The organism is Thermohahella caldifontis (assembly GCF_041153465.1).
Taxonomy (GTDB): domain Bacteria; phylum Pseudomonadota; class Gammaproteobacteria; order Pseudomonadales; family Oleiphilaceae; genus Thermohahella; species Thermohahella caldifontis.
In genome coordinates this window covers 2,610,258-2,624,168 of the sequence record NZ_CP154858.1, presented here as the reverse complement: position 1 = coordinate 2,624,168, position 13,911 = coordinate 2,610,258, and the positions used below count along the sequence as shown (strand labels likewise).

General features: G+C 62.8%; 10 protein-coding genes. 7 read left to right on the top strand and 3 right to left on the bottom strand.

Going from position 1 to position 13,911, the window contains the following annotated elements; all coding sequences use genetic code 11:
* The first annotated feature begins 173 nt into the window (after positions 1-173).
* Both AAIA72_RS12700 and AAIA72_RS12695 read left to right on the top strand, forming a co-directional pair.
* On the top strand, positions 174-1,463 hold the full coding sequence (locus tag AAIA72_RS12700; RefSeq protein ID WP_369600682.1) for a phosphatidylinositol-specific phospholipase C domain-containing protein: 1,290 nt from the start codon (positions 174-176) through the stop codon (positions 1,461-1,463).
* A gap of 77 nt (positions 1,464-1,540) precedes the next feature.
* A complete protein-coding gene (locus AAIA72_RS12695; protein WP_369600681.1) occupies positions 1,541-3,208 on the top strand; it encodes an ABC transporter substrate-binding protein in 1,668 nt (555 codons plus the stop codon).
* On the opposite strand, the gene AAIA72_RS12690 is transcribed toward AAIA72_RS12695, so the two are convergent.
* Positions 3,147-4,553 carry a sigma-54-dependent transcriptional regulator gene (locus AAIA72_RS12690; protein WP_369600680.1) on the bottom strand — a complete coding sequence of 469 codons (1,407 nt, stop codon included), beginning with the start codon at positions 4,551-4,553 and terminating at the stop codon, positions 3,147-3,149. The genes AAIA72_RS12695 and AAIA72_RS12690 overlap by 62 nt on opposite strands.
* Positions 4,550-6,421: an ATP-binding protein gene (locus tag AAIA72_RS12685; RefSeq protein WP_369600679.1), complete on the bottom strand. Its 1,872-nt coding sequence runs from the start codon at positions 6,419-6,421 to the stop codon at positions 4,550-4,552. The genes AAIA72_RS12690 and AAIA72_RS12685 overlap by 4 nt, the downstream gene beginning before the upstream one ends.
* Positions 6,422-6,478: 57 nt before the next feature.
* Here AAIA72_RS12685 and AAIA72_RS12680 point away from each other — a divergent pair, with 57 nt between their 5' ends.
* The 3 genes from AAIA72_RS12680 (at position 6,479) to AAIA72_RS12670 (ending at position 10,268) form a co-directional block, all read left to right on the top strand.
* Positions 6,479-7,219, top strand: coding sequence for a hypothetical protein (locus tag AAIA72_RS12680; protein WP_369600678.1), 741 nt, complete (start codon positions 6,479-6,481; stop codon positions 7,217-7,219).
* Positions 7,200-8,549 carry an MATE family efflux transporter gene (locus tag AAIA72_RS12675; RefSeq protein WP_369600677.1) on the top strand — a complete coding sequence of 450 codons (1,350 nt, stop codon included), beginning with the start codon at positions 7,200-7,202 and terminating at the stop codon, positions 8,547-8,549. Before AAIA72_RS12680 ends, AAIA72_RS12675 begins: the two co-directional genes overlap by 20 nt.
* 141 nt (positions 8,550-8,690) lie before the next feature.
* Positions 8,691-10,268 (top strand): GNAT family N-acetyltransferase, encoded by a 1,578-nt coding sequence (locus AAIA72_RS12670; protein ID WP_369600676.1) that lies wholly within the window; start codon positions 8,691-8,693, stop codon positions 10,266-10,268.
* Between the two features lie 18 nt (positions 10,269-10,286).
* Here AAIA72_RS12670 and AAIA72_RS12665 read toward each other — a convergent pair whose 3' ends face one another.
* Positions 10,287-10,430 carry a hypothetical protein gene (locus tag AAIA72_RS12665; protein WP_369600675.1) on the bottom strand — a complete coding sequence of 48 codons (144 nt, stop codon included), beginning with the start codon at positions 10,428-10,430 and terminating at the stop codon, positions 10,287-10,289.
* A 95-nt stretch (positions 10,431-10,525) separates the two neighbouring features.
* Here AAIA72_RS12665 and AAIA72_RS12660 point away from each other — a divergent pair, with 95 nt between their 5' ends.
* Both AAIA72_RS12660 and AAIA72_RS12655 read left to right on the top strand, forming a co-directional pair.
* Complete coding sequence (locus AAIA72_RS12660; protein WP_369600674.1) at positions 10,526-11,611, top strand: helix-turn-helix transcriptional regulator; 1,086 nt, start codon at positions 10,526-10,528, stop codon at positions 11,609-11,611.
* Entirely contained in the window at positions 11,611-13,911 is a 2,301-nt protein-coding gene (locus AAIA72_RS12655; RefSeq protein WP_369600673.1) for a LemA family protein, read from the top strand. Before AAIA72_RS12660 ends, AAIA72_RS12655 begins: the two co-directional genes overlap by 1 nt.

The following is a 13,911-nucleotide window of genomic DNA, read 5'->3' as shown; positions in this document are numbered from 1 at the left end:
TTCTAGGGAGCGGGGCCGGCGAGTGTCAACCTGACGGCCCGATGCGGTCGGATCCGGTCATTTTCGTGACAGTCAATCACGTTTTATGATTTATGGTACGCAGTTCTCATTTTTGAGGCTGATCATTTTCTAGACTGTCCTCTCCAATAAAAACAATAGAAGAGGAAGACCACATGCCCCACCTGAATCGCTTCAGGCGGCTTCGCCTGACCGCTTTCCTGCTCGCCCTTCTTGTCTCCGCCCTGGCCCGGGCCGGTGCGGTGGATGATTTCGAAAACAGCTGGACCGCCCGTGCACTGGCCCTGCAGCGGGCGCTGGATGCAGACCAGCCGCTGGCACAGGCATTTTTCCCCGGCACACACAATTCCTACAATTCAAAGGCCTACCAGAACGCGACCCGCTACCTGGACCCGAATCAGCGCTACAGCCTGACCGACCAGTTGCGCATGGGCATCCGGGCACTGGAGCTGGACGTGCATTACACGTTCAAGATTGACGGCTGGCCCTGGAACTGGGGCAACCGGCTGCTGCTCTGTCATGGCCAGGACAATCACGTGGGCTGCAGCCCTGCAGACCGCTATTTCCGTGACGGTGTGGCCGAAATCGCCCGCTGGCTGGACCGTAACCCTTCCGAGGTCATTCTGCTCTACATCGAGGATCACATGGATGGCCGTTACGGGGATGCCATCCGGACGCTCAGCCAGGCTTTTGGCCAGCGCATTTTCCGCCCGTCCGGCAACGGCTGCCAGGGGATTCCCATGCAGATCAGCAAGACGGATATCCTGCGTGCGGGCAAGCAGGTGCTGATCATGACGGATGGCTGCCGCAACACGGAGTGGAACCGGTGGGTGTTCGGTGGATTCGGAGACTACCTGAACGGTTATCCCACGGGAGAGGTGGCCGATCTTGGCACCTGTCTGGCCAGCCGGTTCAGCCGCGCATTTTTTGACAGCCACATTGTGCGGGTCTATGAGGATCGGACGCGTCTCTCCGCCACCTTTGGTGATCCGGGCGATCCGCTGACCCCTGCCGCTCTGGCCAGGGCGGTTCAGTGTGGCGTCAACATGCCGGGCATGGACATGCTGTCACCCGGCGATGGCAGGCTGGATGCGGCGGTCTGGAGCTGGCAGCCGGGCGAGCCCAACGATTGGGCCGGACAGGAAGATTGTGCGGAAAGTCTCGGCAATGGCCGTTTCAATGACCTGAACTGCGGTGAGTTCCGCCCCTTTGCTTGTCAGCGGCCCGGAACCCATGACTGGTATGTGACCCGTCAGTCCGCGCCCTGGCAGGAGGGTGATGCCCTCTGCGCAGCGGAAACCGGGGGGCAGTACCGGTTCGCCGTTCCCCGCAATGCCTGGGACAACGAGAACCTGAAGGCGGTCAAGGCCCTGCTCGGAGCCGAGCGTGTGTGGCTGAATTACAGCGACCGTATCACCGAGGGCCAGTGGCAGGCCGGCTTCTGACTGTACATTTTTTGGACTGACCGATTCCGCCGGGTTATACTCGGAATCAGACATTCATCAATTTTGCTGGATGCATCATGACTGAACGATCCCGCCACCGACGACCCGGCCGGTGGCGAATGCTGGCCCGGACCGGTGGCCTCCTGCTTGCGGTGCTGGCCTCCTGCGTCCACGCCCGCGAGGTAATCGTTCAGCTCAAGTGGTATCACCAGTTTCAGTTCGCCGGCTACTACGCCGCCCTGGAACAGGGCTACTATGACGATGCCGGACTTGATGTGACCCTGCGCCCCATCGAGCCGGGACTGGATCTGGTTGCCGAAGTCACGTCCGGCCGGGCGGATTTTGCCATCAGCAATACCGGTCTTCTGGAAGCGTTTGCGGAGGGCAAGCCGGTGGTGGCGCTGGCGGCCGTCATGCAGCACTCTCCCGGTGCCTTCATCGGCGTGCGTGGTCGCCGCATCCAGACCCCGGCGGACTTCATCGGTGCCCGGGTGGTGGTCCCCACACCGCAACAGGGTGGCGAGCTGCTGAGCCTGCTCAACCATCTGGGTGTCACCCGGCGCATCCAGGCCGTCGAACCCAGTTATGACCTGCGGGACCTGATTGAAGGCCGGGTTGATCTCTACAACGGTTATATCAGCAATGAGCCCTACGTGCTGCGCCAGCATGGCCTGGAGCCGCTGATCATCAGTCCGCGGGATTTCGGGGTGGATTTCTACAGTGACGTGCTCTTCACCCGCAAGGCCCTGGTGGACAGTGAACCGGATACGGTGGAGGCGTTCCGGCAGGCCACGCTGAAGGGCTGGGACTGGGCGCTGAAGCACAAGGAGGAAATGGTCCGGCACATCCTGACCCGGTATGCCCCCAATGCTTCAGCCGACAAGCTGCTCTACGAGGCCAACACGCTGGAAGGCCTGATGCTCAGTCAGGTGGTGGACATCGGCCACATGAGCCGCACGCGCTGGCGCCAGATTGCGGACCAGCTCGCGGGCCTCGGCCGCATCCCGGCCAATCTGGATTTGAACAACTTCCTCTACACCCCTCAACGCAAGGTGACCTGGGCCGAACTCTATCCCTGGGCCGGCGGGCTGTCAGCGCTTTTTGCGGCGGTGCTTATCGCCCTGACCTGGGTCACCCGGCACAACCGGCTGCTGGCCCGGGAGGTGTCCGAACGGCGGCGGGCCGAGGAACGTGCCTTCTATCTGGCTACTCATGATCCGCTGACCGATCTGCCCAACCGGGCGCTGATGACCGATCGTCTGCGCCAGGTCCTGCACCGTGCCCGGCGGGAAGGCCTGCTCCCGTTGCTGATGTTCATGGATCTGGACAATTTCAAGACCGTCAACGACATGTACGGCCATGATGCAGGAGACAAGGTGTTGCAGCAGGTGGCCTACGCCCTGCGCATGACCCTGCGCAGCGCCGACCAGTGCGCCCGCTTTGCCGGGGATGAATTCGTGGTGCTGGTGGAGGACTGCAGGTCGGAGCCCGATGCACAGACCCTGGCCAGCAAGCTGCGGGCCTCCCTGCAGACCCACTATGCACCGCTGGGGCTGGAGGTGCCCATCGGCATTTCCATCGGCATGCTCTGGCTGGACGGCACGGACAGCGTGGGTTCCGCCCTGCGCAAGGCGGACAAGCTGATGTATCAGGCCAAGCGCAAGGGGAGGAATTTCAATCAGTTCAGCCCGGCCCGGGAGGTGCCGCTGGATCATCCGGGGCAGCCAGAAAGTCCTGGCGCCTGATCCCGTACTTGGCCAGTTTGTCGTACAGTGTCTTGCGCGGCAGCCCCAGTTCCACCATCACGTCCTTGATCACACCCCGATGGCGGCGCATGGCGTCCCGGATGATGCTCTGCTCGAACCATTCGACCCGTTCCGGCAGGGTCTGCTGGGCATCACCGGATCTTGGCCAGGCGCCCCCTTCCAGGTCATTCAGCGCCTCATCTCCCATCAGCACATAGCGTTCGGCCAGGTTGCGCAGCTCCCGCACATTGCCCGGCCAGTCATGGGCCAGCAGACGCTGCATCTGCGGTACACTCAGGGGCACCATTTCACGCTGAAAGCGGGCCGATGCAATCACGGAAAAATGCTCGAACAGCAGCGGGATATCTTCCGGGCGCTCGCGCAGGGGCGGGATGTCCACGCTCACGGTGTTCAGGCGGTAATACAGGTCGGCCCGGAACCGGCCCTCGTCGGCGAGTTGTCTCAGATCTGCCTTGGTGGCGGCGATCACGCGGATATCCAGCGGGATGAGCCGGTTGGAGCCCAGCCTCTCCACCTGCCGCTCTTCCAGCACCCGGAGCAGGCGGACCTGCAGGGCCAGGGGCATGCTCTCGATTTCATCAAGGAACAGGGTGCCGCCATTGGCATGCTCGAATTTGCCGATACGCACCTTGTCCGCCCCGGTGAAGGCGCCGGCTTCATGACCGAACAGTTCGCTCTCGATCAGATTTTCCGGCACGGCACCGCAGTTGATGGCCACGAAGTTGTGTTCGCGGCGCTGGCTGTGTTCATGCAGATACCGGGCGATGAGATCCTTGCCGGTACCGGTCTCGCCATGCAGCAGTACATCGGCGGGCATGTCGAGAATGGCGTGCAGGGTGCGCCTCAGCCGCCGGATGGCCGGCGAGTTGCCGAGCAAACGCGGGCCGGGTGCGTTCTGCAAGCGCAGTTCCTGCCGCAGCGCGCGGATTTCCAGCGCCATGTTGCGCTTTTCCAGGGCACGGCGCACCGTATCCACCAGGCGCTCGTTGGTAAACGGCTTTTCAATGAAGTCGTAGGCACCCCGGCGCATGGCCTCCACCGCCACGGATATGTCGCCGTGGCCGGTCACCAGAATCACGGGGATTTCCCCGTCCGTTTGCGCAACCGCTTCCAGAACCGCCATGCCGTCCATGTCCGGCATGCTCAGATCCGTGACCACCACACCGCGCCAGTCCCGGTTGATCTGCCTGAGGGCCTCCTGAGGCTGACCGAAGGTGCGCGTTGACCAGCCCTCCAGCATCAGGGTCTGCTGTACGGCCTTGCGGATGGGGGCGTCATCATCAATGAAAATGACTTCTCCCTGCGGCGCGTCCTGTGGCGTCATGTTGTGTGGCTCTCCGTATCGAAACGTTTGAGACAGAGCTCGAAGCAGGCCCCGCCGTCCGGATTGTTGAAGGCCCGCAGGCTGCCCTGCATGGATTCGGCGATCCGCCGGGAAATGGCCAGCCCCAGCCCGAGCCCCTGCGAGACGCCCTTGGTGGTGTAGAAGGGCTCGAAGATCAGTTCTTCCTTGCCGGGTTCGATGCCTTCACCATTGTCGCGCACCCTGAGGCACACCTGATCCCGGGTTCTTGCCACGTCCAGCCAGACCGCCCCGCCGGACCGGCCACTCACGGCCTGCAGGGCGTTGGTCAGGAGGTTGACCAGAATCTGCTCCAGCCGCACCAGATCGCCCATGACATAGTCACTGTCCTCAAGACCGGCCACTGTCACCGCCAGGCCGAGGCTGTGACACTGCGGTTCCACGATCCGCAGCGCGGCTTCCACGGCGCCCCTGACCGGCACCGGTGCCAGCGTGCCGTCGCTCTTGCGGGCAAAGACCTTGAGCTGGGCCACGATCCGGGAAATATGATCACTCAGGGCGAGAATCTCTTCCAGATTGCTCCGCACCATTTCCGCCTCGCCCCGGGCCTGAAAGCGCAGGGCGTTCTGCGCGTAGTTGCGAATGGCGGTCAGCGGCTGATTGATCTCGTGGTTGATGCCGGCAGAAAGCTGACCGAGAACGGCCAGCTTGGCCGTCTGGATCAGCTCTTCCTGCGCCTGCCGGAGTGCCGCTTCGGCCCGGTGGCGCTCGTCAATTTCCTCACGCAGCTGGAGGTTGGTGCGGGTCAGATCCGCGGTTCGCTCTGCCACCCGTTTTTCCAGGTCGTTGCGGGCCTGTTCCAGTACCCGGGCCCGGCGGTAACGCTCCAGCAGCAGCAAGCCCAGCAGGACAATCGTCAGCACCAGTGTCAGCGTAAACCAGACGGCGCTGCTGATTTCCCGTCTCGCCGCGGACAGCGGCTGCAGCACCTGCACCTGCCAGCCGGCTACGGGCATATCTGCCGTCTGCATGAGCCAGCGCTGATTGCGCCCCCCTCCCGGGAGGGCGACCAGTTGGGTCCGTGCCGTGTCCAGCCCGTCCGGTAACGGCAGGGTGATCATCGCCAGCCTTTCCAGCCGATCCACCGGATAGCGCCGTTCCGCCTTCAGCTCGGCCTTCCCGGCATCCGACAGCGGACGGGTGGCACGCAGTCGCCACTCGGCCCGGGTGGACAGGACCACCACCCCGTAGTCATCCACCACCCGCACCACCCGGTCACCGGAGCCGTATGGGGTTTGCCAGCGCGCTTCAATCCCTTCCAGCGGGATTTTCACCACCACGACACCGACAATGTCGTCACCCTCGGAGACCGGCCAGGAAAAGTAGTAACCCCGCTGACCCGATGCGATGCCGAGGGCAAAGTAGCGTCCGGCGCGCCCGCTCATGGCCTCGGTAAAATAGGGCCTGAAACTGTAGTTCTGGCCGATGAAGCTGCGCGGCAGGTTCCAGTTGCTGGCGGCCAGGGTCGTGCCCTCCGCATCCAGCAGATAGATGTCGGACGCGTCGATGACGTGGGCGGTACTCTCCAGAAAGCGGTTGATGTGGGCCTGCATGGCCCGGTTGGTGGGATCGGATAGCAACTGCCTCAGCCGCGGATCCAGCGCCAGCATCCGCGGAATGGGCGCATAACGCGCCAGAACGCCTTCCAGCTCGAGCACGGTGCGCCGCAGCTCATCGGCCGTGCGCAGCTCAAGACCCCGGTAAGCGCTGCGTGACGCCCACTGCTCCGCCAACCCGACCAGCAGCAGGGCGCTCGCCAACACAAGCCCGCCCCACAACAGGGCGCGCTTCCAGGATACGGGCTGTCCGGCATGGAAAAACGGGTTCATTCGCGTTAGTCTAGCAGCTTTGCATCTGTCGCGACCATTCAACCTCTGTGGGAGACCATGTCGAATCACAGCCCATTCAAGTTTACTGACCCTGCTCTGGCGGATTCTCAGGTCTGGCATCATGAAAAAAGCCGCTGGCAGGATATCAAGCTCGCCCGCCACCCCCTTTTCGGCGAACAGCTCATTCTGGATGATGATCTCCAGTATTCCACTGCCGATAGCATTTATGACGAGATTCTGGTTGCCCCTGTCCTGCCCCTCGACCGGCTGACACGGGTTGGCATATTGGGAGGCGGCGACGGAGGCGTACTGGCGACGCTTGTCGGGCACACGAGGCGCCTGGGCCGTCCGCTCTCGGAAGTGGTGATGATTGATATTGATGAGGTGGTGACAGGTCTCTGCCGCAAGGCATTCCCTCATCACTGGAACCGGATCGATAACGCCCCGGAGGCCAGTGTCATCAATGGCGATGCCTTCGCCTGGCTGGATTCGGCCCGCGGCCTGGATGCGCTCATCTATGATCTGACCATGAATCCGGTCCGTGAAGGTCAGACACGTGAAGCGTTTGTGCAGGAAACACTGCAGCGCATTGCCAACGCATTGCGTCCCGGTGGTGTGCTGACCATGCAGTGCTGTGGACAGGGCTACTCATCCGACGATCTGGCCCGGCATGATGCCTGGCTGAGTTTCATCGGGAAGGCGCTGGAGCAGGACTTCACCGCCATACAGACCCATACGGCCCTGGTGCCCTCCTTCCTTGAGCCATGGACATTTCTGCGTGCCCAGCGCAAGGGGTGACCGTCACGGACTGCTGACCCGGCCTGTTGCCGAGGTGATGCGGCGCATGACCGGCCCCATGGTTGCCGGCATCGTGGCCATCCTGTTCTTCAATCTGGTGGATACCTGGTGGATTGCCCAGATGGGCACCCACGAGCTGGCGGCGGTGAGCATGACCTTCCCGGTCTCGTTCGTTATCACCTCTCTGGCCATGGGGCTGGGGGTGGGGCTGTCTGCGTCCCTGGGTCGATCTCTCGGACAGGGCAACCATGAAGCGGCCGGTCGCTTTGCCACCCATGGTGTGCTGCTGGCGGTACTGCTGGTGTCCCTGCTTTCGGCCACGGGGCTGATGTGGCTGACGCCCCTCTTCCGTGCCATGGGTGCCGATGACACCCTGCTGGCACTCATCCGGGCCTACATGGTGCCCTGGTTTCTGGGCGTGCCGTTGCTGGTGGTGCCGCTGGTCGGCAACAGTGCACTGCGCGCTACCGGAGATACCCGCACGCCGGGCATCATCATGGCACTGGCGGGGCTGGCCAATGGTGTGCTGGATCCGCTGCTGATGTTCGGCATCGGCCCCTTTCCGGAGCTGGGCATACAGGGAGCCGCCATTGCCAGCATCCTGTCCTGGTTGCTGGCGCTCATCGCCGGTGTGCGCCAGCTTCACCGCCGCGACCTCCTGCGCCGCCCGCAACCCGGACCGGAGATGCTCAGTCAGTGGCGACGCATCCTGGCCATCGGCATGCCGGCCGCCGTGGCCAATCTGCTCGCCCCCCTCACCAATGCCATCATCATTGCCCTGCTGGCCCGCACCGGGGTGGAGGCAGTCGCTGCCTGGGGCGCCAGCAACCGGGTTGAAGCCCTGTTGCTTATCGGTTCCATGGCCGTCTCCAGTGTACTGCCGCCCATCACCGCCCAGAACATGGGGGCCGGACAACCTGAGCGCGTGCACGAGGCGCTCAGCCTGGCTCTGCGCGGACTGCTCATCTGGCAGGCTCTGCTTTACATCCTGCTCTGGCTGGCGGCCCCCTGGGTGGCTCATTTCTTCAGTGACGATCCCGGGGTCTCGGAACTGATCGTACGTTACCTGCGCTGGATCGGCTGGAGCTGGGGGTTGCTGGCCTGCGTCTATCAGGCCGGCGCCATCTTCAATGGCCTGGGTGAAGGCCTTAAAGCCATGGGGCTGCAGACCGCCCGGCTGGTGGTGCTGGCCCTGCCGCTGGTCTCGGCCGGTATCTGGTTCGCAGGGGTGAATGGTGCCTTTGCAGGCATGGCGGCTGCCAACACACTGGCCGGCCTGTTCACGCTGTTCTGGGTCAGGCCACGGTTGCTGAGTGCCATTTACCGCTGAATCAGGTATACTTTTATCACTTCAGGACTGAACAGCCTCACCTTTACGTCAAGCATCCACTCATTTGTATTCTTTTCGCATTGGCATACACTGCATTCAGAACACCTGTCCGATTCTGTCACGAACTATCCGGAACATCACATGACAACCGAAAATACCCCTCAAAGCGCCACTCACGATGATGGCGATGAACACCACCTGCGCCTGCGTAACCTGCGCCTGAAAGATTACGATGACATTGCCCGGATCATGAACAGCGTTTATGAGATTCTCGGCGGTGTCTGGTCCCGCCAGTCATACCGGGCCATGCTCAAGGCCTTCCCCGAAGGGCAGATCTGTATCGAAGACAACGGCAAGGTGGTGGCCGCAGCCTTTTCCGTGATTGTTGATTACGACCGCTTTGGTGATGACCATACCTACGATGAAATCACCGGCGATGCTTACCTCACCACCCATGATCCCAACGGTGATGTCCTCTACGGTGTGGATGTCTTTGCGGATCCGGAATACCGGGGAATGCGACTCGGGCGCCGGCTGTACGAAGCGCGCAAGGAGCTGTGCCGGAACCTGAATCTGCGAGCCATCGTGGCCGGTGGGCGCATTCCGGGATACAAGGACTACGCAGACAAGATGTCCCCCCATGAATACATCGAAGCGGTCAAGCGCAAGGAAATTTACGATCCCATCCTGACCTTTCAGCTCTCCAACGACTTTGAGGTCAAGCGGGTGCTCAAGGGCTACCTGCCTGAAGACACGGACTCTCATGGGTTTGCCACGCTGCTGGAGTGGACCAACATCTATTACGATCCCAGCAAGCGCAAGCTGATCGGCAACAAGAAAACCACCGCACGTGTCGGACTGGTACAGTGGCAGATGCGTGAAATGGGCAGCGTGGGAGAGTTCCTGCAGCAGGTGGAGTATTTCATTGATGCGCTGTCCGACTACCGTTGTGATGTGGCCGTCTTCCCGGAGTTTTTCAACGCCCCGCTGATGGGGCTGGACACCCACAAGTCCTCGGTGGATGCCATCCGTTTTCTGGCCGGTTTCACGGCGGAAATCCGGGATGAGATTTCCAGGCTGGCAGTGAGCTACAACATCAACGTGGTGGCCGGCTCCATGCCCGTGATCGAGGATGGCCAGCTCTACAACGTGGCCTACCTGTGCAAGCGTGACGGCACCATCGACGCCCAGTACAAGATTCACCCCACTCCCCATGAAAAGCGTGACTGGATCATGCAGGGCGGCGACGAGCTGAAAGTGTTCGATACGGACTTCGGCCGCGTGGGCATTCTCATCTGCTACGATGTGGAATTCCCCGAACTGGCACGTCTGCTTTCCGAGAAGGAAGTGCAGATCCTGCTGGTCCCGTTCTGGACCGATACCAAGAACGGCTTCCTGCGGGTTCGCCGCTGTGCCCAGGCCCGCGCCATCGAGAACGAGTGCTACGTGGCCATAGCCGGAAGTTGTGGCAACCTGCCCAAGGTGGACGATGTGGACATCCAGTACGCCCAGTCAGCCGTGTTCTCCCCCTCGGACTTTGCCTTCCCGCATGATGCGGTCATGGCCGAGACCACACCCAACACGGAAATGACGCTGATCGTGGATGTGGATCTGGACAAGCTCCAGCGCCTGCAGAACGAGGGCTCGGTGCGCAACTATCTGGACCGGCGCCGCGACCTGTACAAGATCGTCTGGCTGCCGGACGAAGACGAAAGCTGAGCCCGTCGGGTGCAGCCGTCACACCGGCTGCACCAGCACCATGCGCATGCCGCGCCCCCTGAATATCGCATCCAGCATGTTCTGAAGCTCCTGAATGCTGCCTGTCCGCACACGAAAGCGGAACTGGGTACCTTTCTTGCTGATCGCCTTGACCTGATACATGGGGTGTCTCCTCTGTTGCATTCCCGTTGTGACAGGTTGCAGATTACCCACCAAAACGACAGAATGTGTCGAACACTACAAGCAAGACGAACCTCATGCGGACCTTTCTGCGCCGGCTGGCCATTCTCGACTACCTCAAGCGCAGCCGCGTGCCACGTACCACAGGGGATATCCTTCAACACCTGCGGGATGCGGACTACGTGGACAACGAAACAAGTGAGCCTGCCGCGCTGCGGCTGGTTCAGCGCGACCTGAACTTTCTCCTCGGCGAAGTGGACGAGGACGGCGAGCCGGACAACCCCTTCGGCCTCACCGTGGAACAGGGCCCGCGCCGCACCCTGTACTGGGCCCTGGAACCCTGGTCCGACATGCGTTTCGACTGGGAGCGGATGCCGGCCTTCATGGCGCTGACCCTGGGCATGACCGGCAAGCACCTGGCGCCCATCCTGCCTGCCGGCACCCGGGATGAACTGGCCTGGTTTCTGGAACAGGCGGAACGGCGACTCAGTCAGGCCCACCGAGGTCTCCGTCCGCATCACTACGGCCGTCTCAAGGACTCGGTGGAGTTCTTTCAGCGGGGGCATGCCCTGCAGGCGGCTCCCTATGATCCCCTGGTACTGGATACCCTCTACCGGGCCATCATCCTGGGTCGCATGCTCGGCTTCGAGTACCGCAGCGCCCGGGGTCTGAGCACCTACCGCGTGCATGTGTACGGTGTGGCCATTCTCCTGCCCAAGCTCTACCTGGTGGCCCGCAAGGATGACGGTGAAACCCTGCAGACCTTCCTGGTGCACCGCATTCATTCCGCCTGGCTGGAACCGGGCAGTGCCCGTGTGGACCCCGGCTTCAACCTGCGCCAGTGGCTGGAATCCGGCGAAATGGAGATGTATCTGGATCCGGCCGACCGGGATCTCTACACCCTCCGGCTCACCTTCCCGTCCAGGACCCTGCGGCCCGGTCTGCTGGATGACCTGCGCGACTCCCCCATCAGCCCGGATCAGACGCTGACGAAGGACGCTCAGGGCAACTGGCATCTGACCGCACGGGTGCGCCGTACCGTGCAGTTGCGCCACTGGTTGCTGAGTGTGGCCGATGTGGCCCGCATTGACGCCCCGGACTGCATCCGCCAAGATGTGAAGACACTGCTGCACACCATCCTGGCACAACAAAAGGACACTTGATGAGTCGTATCCTCTACGCATTGCTGGCACTGGCCCTGAGCGTCGGTGGCTGGCTGCTCCTGAACAACGGCTACACGGATGTACGGGCCGTGCGTCAGCTTGAACGCCTGGTACCCACGCCGGTTCACGCGGTCACGGGCGGGGAAACCCTGGTCACGGGCGAGGCGCGGAAATGGCAGAAACAGGTGATCAGCCGCCATACGCGCACGCCCAGCCTTTACTACCATTACCGGCATGACGTGCAGAAACGGGATTCGGATGGCAACACCTACTGGGATACGGTGGAAGACGTGGCCCAGGGGGTGGATTTCAGGCTGGCGGATGACACCGGTACCCTGTTCGTGTTCGTGGACCCGGGCACCGTGCCCGTAACCTGGCACGTGCCCCAGCGCTTCTACCGTCAGCAGGGCTCGCACCGCTACACGGAATGGCGGCTGGAGCCGGGAGACCGCGTCAGCGTGTTCGGCTATGCGAGCCTCGAGCCGGTGGGCATGGTGCTGCGACTGGACAAGCCGGGCCAGTATCGCCCCATCATTTCCACGGAGGGTGAAGCCGCCGAACGCAACAGCCTCGGCGTGCTGGCCCTGTTCAAGCTCTGGGGCGGGCTCTCCCTGATGGCCCTGGCCCTGTTCGCCGCTTTCCGCGCCCTGAAACAGCACCGCCTTCTGGGCTATCTCTCCACCCTGTCGGCGGTGCTGGCCGCCGTGCTGGTCAGCCTCGGACTGTCCATGATGCGGGCCGACCTGAGTGATGCGCTCACCCGGCTTCAGGCCCAGCACGACAACAGCTGGAAACTGGCCAGCCACATTCTCTGGAAGGCGGACATCCGCCTCGGCAACGAAAGCGCCCTGGCCGACGCCCTGAGCCGACCGGACGTGCCGGACGCGGTACGACAGCAGGTCACGGACATCTACACCCGGCTGGCCGCGGCCCATGACCGGCTAGAACGGGACTTCCGCCGCTTCCCGGAGCGCTGGCTGGCCCCCTGGTGGGGATTGCGGGTACCGCCGGTGGCGGAACACTGGCCCGTGGATGCCCGGACACGTGAAGCACTGTCCGGCGTGGTCCCGACGGTGGCACAAGGCGGTTACCTGCCCTGGGTGTACTGGATTGCACTCGTCCTGGGTGTGCTTGCCTTCTTCCTGGCCTTCCGCTGGGTGCGGGTCAAGCGCATGATCGAAAACATTCCCACCACCGACGTGGCAGCGGTGGTGCCGGGCATCAATGAAGTGGCCGGCGTGCTGACGCCGCTGGATCCGCCCCTGACCGGGCCGCTGACGGGCCGCCCGTGCACCTGGTTCACCTACCGGGTGGAAGAACGCCGGGGCTCCGGCAAGAACGCGCGCTGGGTCACCATTGAAAGCCGCAACGAGTACCGGGTCTTCCAGTGTGAGGACATGAGCGGCCGGATCGCCATTCATCCGGATGATGCGGAAATCATTACCCGCCACAAGGACACGCAGCGCCATGGTGACATGCGCTACACCGAAACCCGGCTGGAACCGGGCGACGCCCTCTACGTGCTGGGTCAGGCCCGTCCCGTGCCGGAGGCCCCCTCGACGCTGCGCTTTGAACGCGACCCGGACGTGCCCTATATCATTTCCAATCTGGACGAAGAAACCCTGATGCTGCGCAAGGCCACGGCCGGCATGGTGTCCGTGGCCCTGGGCTTTGCCGGCGTGCTGCTGGCCGCACTGCTGGGTTTCGGACAGTCCGGCGGCTTCGCGCCCACGGATTTTCTGGCGGCCGCCATGATTTCACCCGGACTGCTCATTGTGACCACTCTGGTTCTGCACTACAACGATCTGGTGTTCCTGCGCCAGCGGGTGGTGCGCAACCGGGCCAACATTGATGTCATCCTGCAGAAGCGCCATGACCTGCTGCCCAATCTGGAAAAGGTCGCCCGGCGCTACCTGACCCACGAACAGCAACTGCAGACCCGCCTGGCCGCACTGCGCAACCTGCCGGCAGCGCAGGAGGGTGCGGACCGGGTGCTGCATCATCTGGAGGATGAACTGGAAACCCTCGGTCGCTTCCGCACGGCCGTGGAAGCCTATCCACAGCTCAAGGCACAACCGGTAATGAGCAAGCTCATGGCCATGGTGACTCAGGTGGAGAACGAACTGGCCTTCATGCGTGACGGACTGGCGCTGGCCATCGAACGCTACACGACGCGCCGGGAAAGCTTTCCCGACCTGATCCTGGCCCGGCTGTTCCGGTTCGAGGATGCGGCCCACCTGAAGGCGGACGCGTCGGCACGACAGGCCCCTGCCGTATCGCTGTCCGGCCCGGACGACTGA